Genomic DNA, 16,195 nt, shown 5'->3' on the forward strand with positions numbered 1-16,195 from the left:
CCGACCCATCTCCCCGAAACGCCGCTCACATCACCATGGTCCATCCCAGCAGGCAGATGATCGACACCGCCACATGGGCGCCGGCCACCGCGGTGATCCCGGCGGGATCGAACGGCGGCGAGACCTCGACCACATCGCCCCCCTTGATGTTGATGCCGCCCAGATCGCGCAGGATGATCGCAGCCTGCGCCGAACTCATCCCGCCCCAGACCGGGGTGCCGGTGCCCGGCGCAAAGGCCGGATCGAGCCCGTCTATATCGAAGGTGAGGTAAGTGGGATGATCCCCCAGAATGCCGCGGATCTTCTGCGCCACCGCCTGCGGCCCGGTTTCATGCACCTCGCGCGCGTCGATGATGTTCACCCCCAGCGTGTCGGCGTTGCTGGTGCGGATTCCCACCTGGACCGAGCGCGCCGGGTCCACCAGCCCCTCTTTCACCGCCTTGTAGAACATGGTGCCATGGTCGATGCGGTCCGGGTCGTCATCGGCCCAGGTGTCGGTGTGCGCGTCGAACTGGAGCAGCGACATCGGCCCGTATTTCTCGGCAAAGGCTTTCAGCACCGGATAGGTGATATAGTGATCGCCGCCCAGCGTCACCGGCGCCACCCCGGCCGCCAGGATTTTGCGGATATGCGCCGTCAGCGCCGCCGGAAACGCAGGGATATTGGCGTAATCATAGGCGACATCGCCGTAATCCACGATCGCCAGCTCGCTCAGCGCGCGGAACGGCCAGCCATAGGGCTCGTCATAGGGCTGATAGCTCGACGCCTCGCGGATGGCACGCGGACCCAGCCTTGTGCCCGGCCGGTTCGACACCGCCAGATCGAAGGGCACGCCGGTGACCGCGATCTGCGCCCCGGTCAAATCCTTGGTATAGCGCCGCTTGAGAAAGGACACCGCGCCGCCATAGGCGGCCTCCAGATTGGTGCCGCGCAAATCCTCGCGGGTGAACCCGGCGTCAATCTGGTTTTCCACATCGCTCATCGCCATTGCGATCTCTCCCCCTGATCTTATTGCGCCGCCAGCGGCTGGGCGCGTTCCACCAGCCGGGCAAAGAACGAGGCGCCCACCGGCGCGATCTCGTCGTTGAAATCATAGTCGGGCTGATGCAGCCCGGCACCCTCGCCCTGACCGATGAACAGATAGGCCCCGGGCCGCTTCTGCAACATGAACGAGAAATCCTCCGCCCCCATCTCGCGGCCGACCTCGCCCTGCACCTTGCCGGGCCCGGCCACCTCTTCGGCGACAGCGACGGCAAAGCGGGTCTTCTCGGCGTCGTTCACCGTCGGCGGATAGCCGGTCTCGTAATCCAGCTCCGCCTCGACCCCAAAGCTGGCGCCATGCCCGGCGACGATGGCGCCCATCCGCTCGATCACCATCTGCTGCACCCGGGGATCAAATGTCCGCACCGTCCCGTTCAGATAGGCGGTCTCGGGAATCACGTTATCGGTGGTGCCGGTGTGGATCTGGGTGACCGAGATCACCAGATCGTCCAGCGCATAATGATTGCGGCTGACGATGGTCTGGAACGCCTGCGCGATGGCCACCGCCGCGACCACCGGATCGCGGGTCTCATGCGGCATCGCGCCATGACCGCCGACCCCCTTGATATGCACGTGGAACTGGTCCACCGCCGCCATCAGCGGTCCGGGCGTGGTATAGAACCCGCCGGTCTCGACCCCCGGCGCATTGTGCAGCGCATAAACCTCGCCGATGCCGAACCGGTCCAGAACGCCCTCTTCGACCATCACCCCGGCGCCGCCGCCGTCCTCTTCCGCCGGCTGAAAGATCAGCGCGACGCGCCCCGCGAAATTCCGCGTCTCGGCCAGGTATTTCGCCGCCCCCAACAGCATCGTGGTATGGCCGTCATGACCGCAGGCATGCATCTTGCCCGGATGCCGCGAGGCATAGTCGACCCCGGTCGCCTCCGGGATCGGCAGCGCGTCGAAATCCGCCCGCAACCCGATGGTCGGCCCGGCGCCCCGCCCCTCGATGATCGCCACGATACCGGTCTGCGCGATGCCCTCGTGAATCTCGTCGACAGCGAACTCCTTCAGCCGCGCGGCGATGAATGCCGCCGTCTGCGGGCAGTCGAAACCCAGCTCGGGGATCTGGTGCAGATGGCGCCGCCAACCGGTCATCTCTTCGGCGTAATCGGCGATGCGGTTGACGACAGGCATGGGGTGGACTCCTTGGGCCGCTTGCGGAATGGATGCATCTGACACCGGATGAGGAGGCTCCGCAATGCCCGAACACGACCTGATCCACGACGCGCAGGCGGGAATAGAACGGCTGCTCGAAATCATGCGCCGGTTGCGCGACCCCGACACCGGCTGCCCCTGGGACATCGAGCAGGATTTCGACACCATCGCCCCCTATACCATCGAAGAGGCCTATGAGGTCGCCGACGCCATCGAGCGCCGCGCCTGGGGCGAGCTGAAGGGCGAGCTGGGCGATCTGCTGTTCCAGTCGGTGTTCCACGCCCAGATGGCGCAGGAGGCGGGGCATTTCACCTTTCAGGACGTGGTGCGCACCATGTGCGACAAGATGGTGACGCGTCATCCGCATGTCTTCGGCGACGAGGACCGCGACAAGAGCGCCCAGCAGCAGACCCGCGACTGGGAGGCGATCAAGGCCGCCGAACGTGCGCAAAAGGCGCAAGCCGGCGCGCTCGAAGGGGTCGCGCCCAACCTCCCCGCGCTCCTGCGCGCCTACAAGCTGCAACAGCGCGCCGCCCGCGTCGGCTTCGACTGGCCCGATACCGGCGATGTGGTCGCAAAGATCGCCGAAGAGGCCAATGAACTGGTCGAGGCCAAAGGCACCGCCGATCCCGACTGGATCGAAGAGGAATACGGCGACCTGCTCTTCGTGCTCGCCAACCTCGGCCGCCACCTGGGCGTCGAGCCGGAAACCGCCCTGCGCAAGGCCAGCGCCAAATTCACCCGCCGGTTTTCGGCCGTCGAGGCGGCGCTGGCCGAGGCCGGGAAACGCCCCGAGCAGAGTGATCTGGAAGAGATGGACGCGCTGTGGAACGCGGTAAAGGCGCGGGAGAAGGACAAGGGGTGAGAGGCGGCGGGAACCCTGTTTCACACCCTGGGTGACGTCGCGAGCAAGGTCAGTTTCGAGTCCACTTAGCGGATGCTGCGTCTTGCACCAAAGGCAGCAATGCGCAGGGAGGGGGCTTCGCAAAGTCAGGATCGCCCAGCAGGCTGGCAGGCCACGTCCGGCCCAGAGCCGACATCCGGCCTGGTTCGAAACTATGTCCGCTTCGCGGACACCCCGCCCGGCCTTGATGAGGGTCAACGCGGATCGCGCACGAATCGTGCATTTCATCTCGTCGTCTGACCCGATCCCGGAAAGGATGTCTCGCCATGGACCTGCCATTCACCCAGGACGCCTTCTTCGCCCTCTTCGGCCAATACAACGCCGCCGTCTGGCCGCTGGCCCTGCTGTTCTACCTCCTTGCCGCCCTGTGCGTGGCCCTGATGTTCCGGGCGGGCCGGTGGGCAACACTGATCGTCTCCGGCACACTGGCCGCGATGTGGGCGGTGAACGGGGTGGGCTATCACTGGATTTTCTTCCGCGAGATCAACCCCGCCGCCACCGTCTTCGCCGCTGTATTCGTGGTTCAGGCAACCCTGCTGATCGTGCTGCCGGTGCGGAGCCCGACGTTCCGCTACGCGGCGGAGGCGGACGCCCGCTCGGGCGTCGGACTGCTGTTGATCCTGTTCGCGACGGTGCTCTACCCGCTCTGGGGCTGGCTCGCCGGGCACAGCTGGCCAAACATGCCTGTCTTCGGTGTCGCACCGTGCCCGACGACGATCTTCACTGTCGGTGTCTTGCTGACCGGAACCTGGCACGTTGCACGCTGGCTGCTGATCGTGCCGGGCTTGTGGGCCGCGGTCGGGGGCAGCGCCGCGATCTTTCTCGGCGTGCCACAGGATGTCGCCCTGCTGGCGACGCTGGCAATACTGATTCTGTTCGCCGTGGGTCGTCTGTCGGGCCTGCGCTTCGCCCGGCACGTCGCCGCAGATACGGTGTAGACCGGCTGCCGGAGTCAGAGCTGCGACGCCCAGCGGGGGTGCAGGTCGTCTACGACGAAAGGGTGCTCATGCCGACGCTGGCCCTTCAGGTGCGGGTGGTCCAGCGGCAGGTTCTCGTGCGTGTGCTCCATCACCTCAGGGTCGTCCTTTGGCCAGATCCGTAGCGCGACCGCCGCGCCGAGGGCTGCGAGCCCGGCAAGGACGACCAGGGCCGCAACCGCCCCGAATTGCGTCAGGAGCCAGCCCGACAGCGGGTAGGTAACCAGCCAGCAGGCATGGGACAGGGCAAATTGCGCGGCAAAGACCGCCGGGCGGTCCTCCGGCTGCGACGACCGCCGCAGCAGCCGCCCCGAGGGCGTGAGCACCGCCGAATATCCCAGGCCCACCAGAAGCCACGCTCCCAGAAGCAGGGGCCAGACCAGTCCGGACAGGGAGACACTCGCGGCAAGCCCCAACAGCGTAGCCACCATCAGCACGGCACCGGCCAGCATCACCGGCCGGTCGGAGATCCGGTCGAGAATGCGCGGCAGGATCAGTGCCGCCAGCATGGACCCGGCCCCGAAAGCGAACATCGTCCAGGCGAGAGCGCTATCTGGAAGCCCGAGAGACCCTCGGACCAGCACGACCGTGTTGACCAGAACCATCGCTCCCGCCGACGAGGCCGCGAGGTTCAGCGCCAGCAGCCCGCGCAGGCGCGGCGTGGCGAGGTAGATGCGGATGCCGCGCGTTGTCCGGTCGTAGATGCCGCGCGGCTCTGACGGCTTGGGGCTGGGCAGGAGGGCCGATACCACCAGAAGCGCCGAGGCGACGAAACCCGCCACGGTGCCCAGGAACAAGGTGTTGTAGCTCATGACCGCCAGCAGCAGCGCCGCGAGCGTCGGGCTGACGATGTTCTCCAGGTCATAGGCCAGTCGCGAGAGCGACAGCGCACGGGTGTAGCGAGCCTCCTCAGGCAGGACATCCGGGATCGTCGCTTGAAAGGTCGGCGTAAAGGCGGCCGAGGCCGATTGCAGCAGGAAGATAAGCACGTAGACCTGCCAGACCTCTGTCACGAAGGGCAGGCACAGGGCCGCGCCGGCCCGGATCACGTCCAGCGTCACCAGCAGGACGCGGCGCTTCACCCGGTCGGCGAAGGCGCCGGCGACAGGCGCGATCCCGACATAGGCGACCATCTTGATCGTGAAGACCGTGCCGAGAACCATCGCCGCTCCGTCCCCGGCGAGGTCGTAGGCAAGGAGCCCGAGCGCAACCGTGGCGAGGCCCGTTCCCAAAAGCGCGACAACCTGGGCAAGGAACAGATGTCGGTAAGTGCGGTCAGCGAGAATTTCGAGCATGTGCCCCTCAGAGATAGCGGGAGATGGCCTTCAACTCGTCCCGGTCGCCGGCATCGTCACCGTCGAGACAATGATCCATGTGATCGTGGATGAGGGCCTGCTTGGCATTGCGGACGGCCCGTTCCACAGCCTGTAATTGCTGGGCCACGTCGAGGCAGGGCCTTCCTTCCTCGATCATGGCAATGACCGAGCGCAGGTGCCCCTCGGCACGTTTCAGCCGGGATGCGACCCTGGGGTGACTTGCGTGGACATGCGGTTCTGTCATAGACAAGGGGTATCCTCCCGGAGGGGATACCGCAAGATGCCAAGCAAGACGCATCGCGAGGGACAAGAGCAGTGCCACAGATAACGGGAAAGCGGATTTCGATGCGTATCGGCGCGCGGCTCTTCGCCGTGCTGGTCTGCATGGCGCTTGCCCTCTGGACCGTGTCACCGAACGAGTCGCACGTGCCGAAGATCATCGAGACCTTGCAGGACCATGCCGAGATGATCGCCGAACATGGCCACTCCCATGGACTGGAGGAAGACCTGATCTGGGCGATGCACGGGCACAGCCACGAAGTCGCCGATCACGATCACAGTCATGCCGTGCTGATGTTGGCCAGGCGGAACACGGTGCCTGTCGAGACGAGCGCCCTCTGGCATGGCTATGCCCTGGCTCACTGGGCCCCACCCGTGTTCCGCCTGGAGCGTCCGCCACGCGCGTGAGCCTTGCCCCTCGCGGGCAGATCACAGCGCAACAACGGACAATTCAAGGAGAACCACATGCATTCCGCTTTCGCGGATGGCCGGCCATGGCGCAGCTCTCGCGCCGCCGCCATCCTGACGGCTCTCGCAGCCATGATGCTCTATGCGACGGCTGCGGCCGCGCATAACGTCACCGAGGGTGACGCCGGCTATATCCAGGAAATCTGGGGGATGAATATCATCCCCTTCATGTATCTCGGTGCCAAGCACATGGTCACGGGATACGACCACATCCTGTTCCTGCTCGGCGTCGTCTTCTTCCTCTACAAGATGAAGGACGTCGGCATCTACGTAAGCCTCTTCGCTCTCGGCCACTCGACCACGATGCTGCTCGGTGTCTGGTTCGGTTGGGGCATCAACGCTTACATCATCGACGCCATCATCGGCCTGTCGGTCGTCTACAAGGCGCTCGACAATCTCGGCGCCTACCAGCGCTGGTTCGGGTTCCAGCCCAACACCAAGGCCGCGACGCTGATCTTCGGCTTCTTCCACGGCACGGGTCTCGCCACCAAGATCCTCGACTACGACATCGCCTCGGACGGGCTCCTGCCCAACCTGCTGGCCTTCAATGTCGGCGTCGAGATCGGCCAGATCATGGCCCTCGCCGTGATCCTCATCGTCATGGGCTACTGGCGCCGTAGCCCCGCGTTTCTGCGCCAAGCCTACACCGCCAACGTGGTGATGATGACCCTGGGGTTCATCCTCATGGGCTACCAGATCACCGGATTTTTCGTCGCCTGAAACTCAGACAAGGAGACACGACATGTTCAATTCCAACCGCCCCTCGCTCGAAGAACTGCCGAGCTCGGCGCAGCTTCTGAAATCCACCGTCATCGCCGGCGTCTCGGCCGTGGCGATCCTCGTCACCGTGGTCCTGCCCGCCGAATACGGCATCGACCCGACTCGTATCGGTGGCGTGCTGGGCCTGACCGAGATGGGCGAGATCAAGACCCAGCTCGCCGAAGAGGCCGAGATGGATCGGCAAATGATGGAGGCCGAGGGCGATCAGTCCAGCCTTCTGAACGACATCTTCGGCCTGTTCGTCGGTGCCGCCCACGCGCAGGAGGCCACGCCGACTGAAGGGAGCGAAGCCTGGCGGGATGAGATCACCTTCACGCTGGCACCTGGTGACTCCGCCGAATGGAAGCTGGTGATGGAGGAGGGCCAGACCGCCGAATACCTGATGACCGTCGAAGGCGGGCGAGTGAACTTCGACCTGCATGGTCACGGCGGCGGTGACTCCGTCACCTACGAGAAGGGCCGCGGCTCGACCGGAGGCGCAGGCGAGATCGTCGCCGACTTCGACGGCGAGCACGGCTGGTTCTGGCGCAACCGCGACAGCTCCGACGTAACCGTGACGGTTCAGGTCCGCGGCGAATACGCGGAGTTCAAAGACGCGAGCTGAAGTCAGGAGCTGCCATTCGCCCGCAATGCGGCGAATGGCAGCTGCCCGCCCAACCTGCATAGGCGTCATCGGCGGGCTGGTGGCGGCTGTCATGTCCGCTCTGGGCTGAGCTCGGGCGTGCCTCGGCCAGGCGCGGCAGGTTCGCTTCGGGCTGGCTTCTGTCATTCCGTGTGATGGCGCGAACGACAGCAAAGCCCGCTTAGCCCCCCTCTCGACTTCCTGGCGACCGGACATTTCCTTTCCCCCATCCACACGTCCACCAAAGCGCGTTTCGGCCCACTCCACCCGCCCCCGCTGGACATCGCCACGCCGCCCTGCAACTGTCGCGCCGCAAACAAGAGGCTGACATGACCGCGCGCAAGATCATCATCGACACCGACCCGGGCCAGGACGACGCCGTCGCCATCCTGCTGGCGCTGGCCAGCCCCGATGAGATCGAGGTGCTGGGCATCACCGCCGTGGCCGGCAACGTGCCGCTGCCGCTGACCTCGAAAAACGCCCGCATCATCTGCGAACTGGCCGGCCGGCCGGAGGTTCCCGTCCACGCCGGCTGCGACACGCCGCTGGCCCGCCCGCTGGTCACCGCCGAACATGTGCACGGCAAGACCGGGCTCGACGGCCCCACCCTGCCCGACCCGGTGACCGATCTGGCCCCCGGCCACGCGGTCGACTTTATCATCGACACCCTGCGCGCCCATGCGCCCGGCACCGTCACCCTCTGCCCGCTGGGCCCGCTGACCAATATCGCCACCGCCTTCCGCGACGCCCCCGACATCATCCCGCGCGTCAAGGACATCGTCCTGATGGGCGGCGCCTATTTCGAGGTGGGCAACATCACCCCGGCGGCCGAGTTCAACATCTACGTCGATCCCGAGGCCGCCGATATCGTGTTCCGCTCCGGCGCGCCGCTCACCGTGATGCCGCTCGACGTCACCCACAAGGCGCTGGTCACCCGGCCCCGCAACGACGCCTTCCGCGCCCTCGACACGGCGGTGGGCCATGCGGTGGCCGAGATGACCGATTTCTTCGAACGTTTCGACAAGGAGAAATACGGCAGTGCCGGCGCCCCCCTGCACGACCCCTGCGTCATCGCCTGGCTGATCCGCCCCGACCTGTTCAAAGGCCGCCACATCAACGTGGAGATCGAGACGCGCTCAGACCTCACCCTCGGCATGACCGTGGCCGACTGGTGGCGGGTCACCGAACGTGCCCCCAACGCCATGTTCATGGGCGGGATCGACGCCGACGGCTTCTTCGCCCTGCTGACCGAAAGGCTGGCCCGGCTATGACCGCGCTGCATCTGGCCAGGCCCGAGGACCTCGACCGCCTCCTCCCCCTCGTCGCCGCCTTCCAGGCCGGCGAAGGCATCGAGCAGAGCGCGGAGAAACTGACAGCCGCCCTCGCCCCCCTGCTGGAGGGCAACCCGCTCGGCGTGGTCTATCTGATCGGACCGGCGCGCGCGCCTCTGGGCTATATCGTCGTCACCTTCGGCTGGTCGCTGGAGCTGGGCGGCATGGAGGCCTTCGTGGACGAGCTTTTCATCCGCCCCGCCGTGCGCGGCCGCGGCATCGCCAGCGAGGTGCTCGCCACCCTGCCCCGCGCCCTGGGCGAGGCCGGGGTCCGGGCGCTGCATCTGGAGGTCGACCGCACCAACGAGGCGGCCCAACGCCTCTATGCCCGCGCCCGGTTCGAGCCGCGCGAGCGCTACATGCTGATGACCAGGATCCTCTGATCCCCGCCTAGAGATCGCGCCCGAAGAACAGCAGGTTCTCGGCGAAATCCTCCGGCGGGTCGTAGAACGGCGCAATCGGCGCGAACCCCAGCTTTTCGTAAAGCGCGATCGCCTCGGTCAGCCGCGTGGTTGTGTCCAGCACCATGCGCCCGTAGCCATCCGCCCGCGCCCGCTCCATCGCCGCCTCGCAGAGCTTCCGCCCGGCCCCATGACCGCGCGCGGCATCGGAGACGAAGACGCGTTTGATCTCGCACACCCCATCCGCGATCTTGTGGGTCATGCCGCAGCCGACCACCGCGCCACCCAGATCGGCGACAAAGATCGCCCCCTCCGGTGCCTTATGCAGCTCCGGCAGCCGCGCCAGCAGATCCTCGAATTTCTGCTCGCTGTAATAGCGTTGCAGGAACTGCGGAAAATCCGGCCAGCGCGCATCCAGCAGCGCCCGGTAATCGCGGCAAAGCCCGCGCACGGCGGCATGATCGGAGTCGGTTTCAGGGGAACGGATGGTAAGCTGGGACATCGGCGGGCCTCTTTTCGGGCCCGAGCCTATCGCCGGACATGGCCGTCGGAAAGGGGCCGACCCCTCCCCGAAACCGAAAATACGCCCAGAGCAGCCATGGATTTTCAGACTGGCCTGTGACATTCAGCGGTGATGATGACCCAGGCCCTGAAACAGCATCGCGCGCGCGCGCATCGAATTATCGTCCCGGCCTGATCCACCGGGCCGGGGAACCTGCCGCCGAACTTCCGAAATGCACCACGCCTGTTTCAAGGTTTTCTCATGTCTCAGACCAACCCAACCCTGCACCTCGTTTGCGGCAAGGCCGCTTCGGGCAAATCGACCCTGACCGCCAGGCTGGCGCAAAATGCGCGATCCGTCGTCATCGCCGAAGACGAATGGCTGGCCGCGCTCTACGGCGATCAAATGACCTCAATCGCGGACTACGTGCGCTGCGCGGCCAATCTGCGCGGCGTTGTCAAACCGCATGTTGTCGCCCTGCTCGGGGCCGGGGTTTCCGTCGTTCTGGATTTCCCGGCAAACACGGTGGAAACCCGCCAATGGATGCGCGGCATTGTCGAGGCCTCGAATGCCGCCCACCTGTTGCATTACCTCAATGTTCCCGAAGACGTCTGCAAGGCGCGCTTGCGGGCGCGCAATGCCCGGGGCGATCACCCGTTTTCCGTCACAGACGAAGAGTTCGACCAGCTGTCCAGGCACTTTGTGCCCCCGTCCGAAGACGAGGGGTTCGACATCGTCACGCACCAATTTCAATAGGGCCTGACACTCGAAAAACAAAACCCCCGCCACCTTGCGGCAGCGGGGGTCAATCCCCTCAATCAGGGGAAACCGTCAGCCTTTCAGGATCGAACGGCCGGCATATTCGGCCACATCGCCCAGCATCTCCTCGATGCGGATCAGCTGGTTGTATTTCGCCAGCCGGTCGGACCGCGCCAGCGAGCCGGTCTTGATCTGACCGCAGTTGGTGGCGACCGCCAGATCGGCGATGGTGGCGTCCTCGGTCTCGCCCGAGCGGTGCGACATCACGTTGGTGTACCGCGCGCGATGGGCCATATCGACCGCCTGCAGGGTCTCGGTCAGGGTTCCGATCTGGTTCACCTTCACCAGCATGGAGTTGGCCACGCCGCGCTTGATCCCTTCGGCCAGACGCGCCGGGTTGGTCACGAACAGATCGTCGCCCACCAGCTGCACGGTGCCGCCCAGCTTGTCGGTCAGGATCTTCCAGCCGTCCCAGTCGTCCTCGCTCATGCCGTCCTCGATCGAGATGATCGGATAGTCGCCGCAAAGCGCGACGAGATAATCGGCATTCTCTTCCGACGACAGCGATTTGCCTTCGCCTTTCAGCTCGTACTTGCCATCCTTGAAATACTCGGTCGCGGCGCAGTCGAGCGCCAGACAGATATCCTCGCCCGGCTTGTAGCCGGCCTTTTCGATGCTCTTCAGCACGAAATCCAGCGCGTCGCGGGTCGAGGCGAGTTCCGGCGCGAACCCGCCCTCGTCGCCGAGGCCCGTGGACATGCCCGCCGCCGACAGCTCTTTCTTCAGGGTGTGAAAGACTTCCGAGCCCATGCGCACGGCGTCGCGGATATTCTCCGCCGCCACAGGCATGATCATGAATTCCTGGATGTCGATCGGGTTGTCGGCGTGTTCGCCACCGTTGATGATGTTCATCATCGGCACCGGCAGCACACGGGCCGAGGTGCCGCCGACATAGCGATACAGCGGCTGATCGGTGTAATCCGCCGCCGCCTTGGCCACCGCCAGCGACACGCCCAGGATCGCGTTGGCGCCCAGCCGGCTCTTGTTGTCGGTGCCGTCCAGCTCGATCATGGTGCGGTCGATGCCGACCTGCTCGGTGGCGTCAAAACCCACCAGTTCCTCGGCGATCTCGCCGTTCACCGCCGCCACGGCCTCCAGCACGCCCTTGCCCATATAGCGGCTCTTGTCGCCGTCGCGCTTTTCCACCGCCTCATAGGCGCCGGTCGAGGCCCCCGAGGGCACCGCCGCGCGGCCCAGCGTGCCGTCGTCCAGAACCACGTCCACCTCGACGGTGGGGTTGCCCCGGCTGTCCAGAATCTCGCGCGCGTGGATGTCGATAATCGTGCTCATGTCCAATGTCCCGATGTGATGGTTGCCCGCCTCATACCGGCGCAAAGGCCCAAGGAAAAGGGGCGCTCAGGCCGCAGGGCGATGTTTGCGCTCACGCCAGACCGCCCGCTCGCGCAGCACCGTGTAGATGCCCGAGCCGACGATCACCGCCGCGCCCGCCAGCATCAGCGTATCGGGCCGCTCGCCGAACACCGCAAACCCGACCCCCAGCGCGAACAGCAGGCGGAAATAACGGAACGGGGTGACGAAAGAGACCTCGCCCACCCGCATCGCCGCCACGATGGCGTAATAGGACACCACCCCGAGCAGGACCGCACCCGCCGTCATCGCCCAGATATAGGCGTCCGGCGTCACCGGCGCGCGCGGGCTGACCAGCGACAGCACACCGGCGGCCGGGATCAGCGTCAGAAAGGCCAGGAAACTCAGCTGGAACGACGACACGCCGGGCGCCACCCGGCGCGTGGCCAGATCGCGGATCGCCAGCCCGATCACGCCCTGGACCGCGAACACCGAATTCAGGTCGAACCCCTCCAGCCCCGGCCGGATCACCAGCAGCACGCCGGCGAACCCCGCCAGGATCGCGCTCCAGCGCCGCCAGCCCACCGGCTCGCCCAGAAACAGCGCCGCCCCCAGCGTCACCGCCAGCGGCGTCGCCTGCAACACCGACGAGGCCGAGGAGATCGGCGTCAGCGCGATCGCGGTGACGAAACCCACCGTGCCGATCAGCTCGCCCAGATTGCGCAGCAGCACCGCCCGGCTGAGAAACGCCCGGGTGATCAGCCGCTGGCCCCGCAGCACCGTCAGCGCGCCGAACACCAGCGCCCCGCCGGCGCCCAGAACGGCAATGATCTGCCAGGTCGGCAGCGCGCCGGCCATCAGCTTGATGAACATGTCCTCGCCGGCAAAGCCGAGCATGGCCAGCGTCATCAGGACGGCGCCGCGCAGATTGTCCATTTGGGAGGGTCCGACTGTCAGGAACGATCCCTCCGCAATGGCCCAATTCGCAGGCCGCCGCAAGCCCCCCCAGCAGCCCCCCTCCCCGGCCCGCCACTGGCCGATTGTTGACACCCCGGAGCGGTGCTAAGCATCTGCCATGACAGCCGCCCCGCTCCTCGCCGCGCTCTGGCGCAATGCCCGCACCATCGCCGTGGGCGCGCTCGGCGCGGGTATCGCCTGGGCGCTGTCGGTGCCCGCCGCGCTGCTGGTGGGTCCGGCGCTGACGGTGACGCTGGCCGGGCTGGCCGGGATGCGCTGCGCCATCTCGGCGCCGCTGATGCAGGTCAGTTTCGCGGTGCTCGGCATGGGGGTGGGCGCGGGGTTCACCGAACAGGCCGGCGGCGCCATCCTGCAATGGCCGCTGGCCTTCGCGGTGCTGGCGCTGGCGATGCCGGTGACCATGGCGCTGGGCCGCCTGATCCTGCAACACGGCTTCGGCTTCGACCGGCGCAGCGCGGTGCTGGCCGCCGCCCCCGGTCATCTCAGCTTCGTGCTGGCCGCCGCCGCCGACAGCGGCAGCGATCTGGCCCGCATCGCGGTGGTCCAGTCGATCCGGCTGCTGGCGCTAACCCTGATCGTCCCCTTCGCGGCGCTGGCGCTGGGCTATCGTATGGCCGCCAGCGTGCTGCCGCCGGGGGTGCCGATGGACACCGCCCACCTGATCGCGCTCGCCGCGATCGGGGTGGCGCTGGGCCTTGTGTTCCGCCGCCTGAACCTGCCGGCGCCGATCCTGCTGGGGCCGATGCTGGCCTCGACGCTGGGCCATGTCACCGGGCTGACCCCGGGCACCCTGCCGGCCTGGCTGATGACCCCCGCCTTTCTGGTCATGGGCACCCTGATCGGCACCCGGTTCTCGGGCATGCTGCCGGCGCAGGTGCGCGCGGCGCTGCTGGCCGGCCTCGCCGTCACCCTGGCCGGCGCCGGCGTCGCCGCGCTGGCGGCATTGCCGGTGGCGCTGATCCTCGGCATCCCGCAGGCCCATGTGCTCACCGGCTTCGCCCCCGGCGGGCTCGAGACCATGCTCGCGCTCGGCGTCGCCATGGGCGCCAGCCCCGGCTTTGTCGCCGCCTGCCACATCATCCGCCTGCTGGTCCTGAGCTTTCTGATCCCCATCGCCCTGCACCGCGCCGGACGGCAGGCCAGCGCGGCGTAACCCCTCTGTCCCCCTCGCAGGGACAGAGGGCCACCACACGCCGCGGCAGGGGGGATTGCCCCTCGTTCCTCTTTGAACGAATACGCTCGCCCAAGGTATCCGCGGAAAGGCCGGGCACAGCGCCCGGCCGACCCTATTTCCGCTTCACCCCATAGAGCTCCAGCTTGTGGCCGCGCAGATCGTACCCCAGCCGGTCCGCGATCTTTTCCTGCAGCGCCTCGATCTCGGGGTCGAAGAACTCGATCACCTCGCCGCTGTCAATGTCGATCAGATGGTCGTGATGCTCGCGCTGCGCATCCTCATAGCGGGCGCGCCCGTCGCCAAAGGCGACCCGCTCAAGAATGCCGCGCTCCTCGAACAGCTTCACCGTCCGGTAGACCGTTGCGATCGAGATGCCGGAGTCGATGGCGCTGGCGCGGGCATACAGCTCTTCGGCGTCGGGATGATCGTCGCTTTCCTCCAGCACCTTGGCGATGGTGCGGCGCTGGCCGGTCATCCGCAGCCCCCGGGCTTCGCATCGCGCAATGATGGTCTTCGGCATCGTCGGTCTCACTCTGGTCTGGTTTTCCGGTTTAGCGCGAGTTTCCCGGTGCCGCCAGCCGCGTTTTCGCCGCATTGCGGCACACGGCCGGTTGACATTTCCCGCGCCAGGGGCCATTTGCCCCCTATTGGCGCCGTTCCCTGCCGCGTGAGCAGACAAGGAGCGGAGGAAAATCCGCCCGAGGCCCCGCATGGGCCCGACAGACCGGGACAGCGCCGATGAGTTCCCAAGATCACGCGTGGGGCCGAGAGCGCCGATGCGACCCGTCGCGGCATTCCGCCGCCGGGTCCGAGCACCGCGCGCCCCAACCGCCGCGCGAGATGCGGCAGAACGCCCGGCCTGCGATGCACGCAGGCCCGAAAGGATACGATTTGACCCAATTCGACATGATGGGGCTCCCCGCCTCGCTTCTGACGCGGCTGAACGCGATGGGCTTTACCGAGCCCACCCCGATTCAGAGCCGCGCCATCCCCTATGCGCTGGACGGCCGCGACGTGATGGGCCTGGCCCAGACCGGCACCGGCAAGACCGCCGCCTTCGGCCTGCCGCTGGTCACCCGGATGCTGGAGTTCGGCAGCAAACCCGACCGCTACAGCGTGCGCGGCCTGGTGCTGGCGCCGACCCGCGAGCTGGCCAACCAGATCAGCCAGACCCTGCGCGCGCTGACCGAGGGCACCCCGCTCAAGGTCGGCTTCGTTGTCGGCGGCCAGTCGATCAACGCCCAGATGAAACGGCTCGAGCGCGGCACCGACCTGCTGGTCGCAACCCCGGGCCGGCTGCTCGACCTGCTGGACCGCAACGCGCTGACGCTCGAGGAATGCGCCTTCCTGGTGCTGGACGAGGCCGACCAGATGCTGGATCTCGGCTTCATCCACGCGCTGCGCAAGATCGCCGCGCTGCTGCCCGCCGAACGCCAGACCATGCTGTTCTCGGCCACCATGCCGAAACAGATGAACGAGATCGCCAACAGCTATCTGAAGAACCCGATGCGGATCGAGGTCTCGCCCCCGGGCAAGGCCGCCGACAAGATCACCCAGTCGGTCCACTTCATCGCCAAGGCCGAGAAGCCCAGCCTGCTCAAGGAACTGCTGAACACCCACCGCGACGAACGCGCGCTGGTCTTCGGCCGCACCAAGCATGGCTCGGAAAAGCTGATGAAATCGTTGGAAAAGGCCGGCTTCAGCACCGCCTCGATCCACGGCAACAAAAGCCAGGGCCAGCGCGACCGCGCCATCGCCGCCTTCAAGGCCGGCGAGATCAAGGTGCTGGTGGCCACCGACGTGGCCGCGCGCGGGCTCGACATCCCCGACGTCAAGCATGTCTACAACTACGAGCTGCCGAACGTGCCCGACAGCTATGTGCACCGCATCGGGCGGACCGCGCGCGCCGGCAAGGACGGCGCCGCCATCGCCTTCTGCGCCCCTGAAGAGATGGACGAACTGAAGGCGATCCAGAAGGTCATGGGGATCTCGATCCCGGTCGCCTCCGGCCGCCCGTGGGAGGTGATCGACGCCCCTGGCAAACCCTCCGGCGGCAACCGCCGCCGCGGCGGCGGCGGCGGCGGCAATGGCGGCGGCGGCTACGGCGGCGGCAAGCCCGGCGGCGCACAGCGGCGGC

General features: G+C 66.7%; 18 protein-coding genes. 10 read left to right on the forward strand and 8 right to left on the reverse strand.

From position 1 onward, the window contains the following. Nucleotides 1-25 precede the first annotated feature (25 nt). On the reverse strand, nt 26-988 hold the full coding sequence (gene speB, locus E1832_RS11400) for an agmatinase (RefSeq protein ID WP_133359873.1): 963 nt from the start codon (nt 986-988) through the stop codon (nt 26-28). A gap of 20 nt (nt 989-1,008) precedes the next feature. Beyond that, complete coding sequence (locus E1832_RS11405; protein ID WP_133359874.1) at nt 1,009-2,178, reverse strand: M20 aminoacylase family protein; 1,170 nt, start codon at nt 2,176-2,178, stop codon at nt 1,009-1,011. Between the two features lie 64 nt (nt 2,179-2,242). Here E1832_RS11405 and mazG point away from each other — a divergent pair, with 64 nt between their 5' ends. Together mazG and E1832_RS11415 are read left to right on the forward strand one after the other, a co-directional pair. Beyond that, entirely contained in the window at nt 2,243-3,064 is an 822-nt protein-coding gene (gene mazG, locus E1832_RS11410) for a nucleoside triphosphate pyrophosphohydrolase (protein WP_133359875.1), read from the forward strand. A gap of 305 nt (nt 3,065-3,369) precedes the next feature. After that, a complete protein-coding gene (locus E1832_RS11415) occupies nt 3,370-4,041 on the forward strand; it encodes a DUF6064 family protein (protein ID WP_133359876.1) in 672 nt (223 codons plus the stop codon). A gap of 14 nt (nt 4,042-4,055) precedes the next feature. On the opposite strand, the gene E1832_RS11420 is transcribed toward E1832_RS11415, so the two are convergent. Together E1832_RS11420 and E1832_RS11425 are read right to left on the reverse strand one after the other, a co-directional pair. Then, nucleotides 4,056-5,375: an MFS transporter gene (locus E1832_RS11420; protein WP_133359877.1), complete on the reverse strand. Its 1,320-nt coding sequence runs from the start codon at nt 5,373-5,375 to the stop codon at nt 4,056-4,058. A 7-nt stretch (nt 5,376-5,382) separates the two neighbouring features. Then, nucleotides 5,383-5,640, reverse strand: a complete 258-nt coding sequence (locus E1832_RS11425) for a metal-sensing transcriptional repressor (protein ID WP_133359903.1) — start codon at nt 5,638-5,640, stop codon at nt 5,383-5,385. Nucleotides 5,641-5,741: 101 nt separating this feature from the next. Between E1832_RS11425 and E1832_RS11430 the strand changes: the two genes are divergently transcribed. The 5 genes from E1832_RS11430 to E1832_RS11450 all read left to right on the forward strand — a co-directional run bounded on the left by E1832_RS11430 (nt 5,742) and on the right by E1832_RS11450 (nt 9,259). Continuing rightward, entirely contained in the window at nt 5,742-6,083 is a 342-nt protein-coding gene (locus E1832_RS11430) for a hypothetical protein (protein ID WP_133359878.1), read from the forward strand. 57 nt (nt 6,084-6,140) lie between these two features. Then, on the forward strand, nt 6,141-6,863 hold the full coding sequence (locus E1832_RS11435; RefSeq protein ID WP_133359879.1) for a HupE/UreJ family protein: 723 nt from the start codon (nt 6,141-6,143) through the stop codon (nt 6,861-6,863). A 22-nt stretch (nt 6,864-6,885) separates the two neighbouring features. After that, nucleotides 6,886-7,527 carry a transmembrane anchor protein gene (locus tag E1832_RS11440; protein WP_133359880.1) on the forward strand — a complete coding sequence of 214 codons (642 nt, stop codon included), beginning with the start codon at nt 6,886-6,888 and terminating at the stop codon, nt 7,525-7,527. 347 nt (nt 7,528-7,874) lie between these two features. Next, a complete protein-coding gene (locus E1832_RS11445) occupies nt 7,875-8,816 on the forward strand; it encodes a nucleoside hydrolase (protein WP_133359881.1) in 942 nt (313 codons plus the stop codon). Continuing rightward, the gene (locus E1832_RS11450) at nt 8,813-9,259 is read left to right on the forward strand and encodes a GNAT family N-acetyltransferase (protein ID WP_133359882.1); all 447 of its coding nucleotides are present in this window, start codon (nt 8,813-8,815) and stop codon (nt 9,257-9,259) included. Before E1832_RS11445 ends, E1832_RS11450 begins: the two co-directional genes overlap by 4 nt. A 7-nt stretch (nt 9,260-9,266) precedes the next feature. On the opposite strand, the gene E1832_RS11455 is transcribed toward E1832_RS11450, so the two are convergent. Then, a complete protein-coding gene (locus E1832_RS11455; protein WP_165978866.1) occupies nt 9,267-9,779 on the reverse strand; it encodes a GNAT family N-acetyltransferase in 513 nt (170 codons plus the stop codon). A 261-nt stretch (nt 9,780-10,040) separates the two neighbouring features. Between E1832_RS11455 and E1832_RS11460 the strand changes: the two genes are divergently transcribed. Further along, nucleotides 10,041-10,535 (forward strand): P-loop nucleotide/nucleoside kinase family protein, encoded by a 495-nt coding sequence (locus E1832_RS11460; protein WP_133359884.1) that lies wholly within the window; start codon nt 10,041-10,043, stop codon nt 10,533-10,535. A 75-nt stretch (nt 10,536-10,610) separates the two neighbouring features. Here the strand turns inward: E1832_RS11460 and eno are convergent, their stop codons facing one another. Together eno and E1832_RS11470 are read right to left on the reverse strand one after the other, a co-directional pair. Next, nucleotides 10,611-11,888: a phosphopyruvate hydratase gene (gene eno, locus E1832_RS11465; RefSeq protein ID WP_133359885.1), complete on the reverse strand. Its 1,278-nt coding sequence runs from the start codon at nt 11,886-11,888 to the stop codon at nt 10,611-10,613. Between the two features lie 66 nt (nt 11,889-11,954). Further along, the gene (locus E1832_RS11470; RefSeq protein ID WP_133359886.1) at nt 11,955-12,842 is read right to left on the reverse strand and encodes a DMT family transporter; all 888 of its coding nucleotides are present in this window, start codon (nt 12,840-12,842) and stop codon (nt 11,955-11,957) included. A 139-nt stretch (nt 12,843-12,981) separates the two neighbouring features. Between E1832_RS11470 and E1832_RS11475 the strand changes: the two genes are divergently transcribed. Next, nucleotides 12,982-14,037, forward strand: coding sequence for an AbrB family transcriptional regulator (locus E1832_RS11475; protein WP_133359887.1), 1,056 nt, complete (start codon nt 12,982-12,984; stop codon nt 14,035-14,037). 133 nt (nt 14,038-14,170) lie between these two features. Here E1832_RS11475 and E1832_RS11480 read toward each other — a convergent pair whose 3' ends face one another. After that, nucleotides 14,171-14,578, reverse strand: a complete 408-nt coding sequence (locus tag E1832_RS11480; protein WP_133359888.1) for a Fur family transcriptional regulator — start codon at nt 14,576-14,578, stop codon at nt 14,171-14,173. 371 nt (nt 14,579-14,949) lie between these two features. Between E1832_RS11480 and E1832_RS11485 the strand changes: the two genes are divergently transcribed. Next, nucleotides 14,950-16,195 (forward strand): DEAD/DEAH box helicase (locus E1832_RS11485; protein ID WP_245513960.1); only part of this gene is annotated, 1,246 nt, incomplete at its 3' end.

Source organism: Antarcticimicrobium luteum (genome assembly GCF_004358185.1).
GTDB classification, from domain to species: domain Bacteria; phylum Pseudomonadota; class Alphaproteobacteria; order Rhodobacterales; family Rhodobacteraceae; genus Antarcticimicrobium; species Antarcticimicrobium luteum.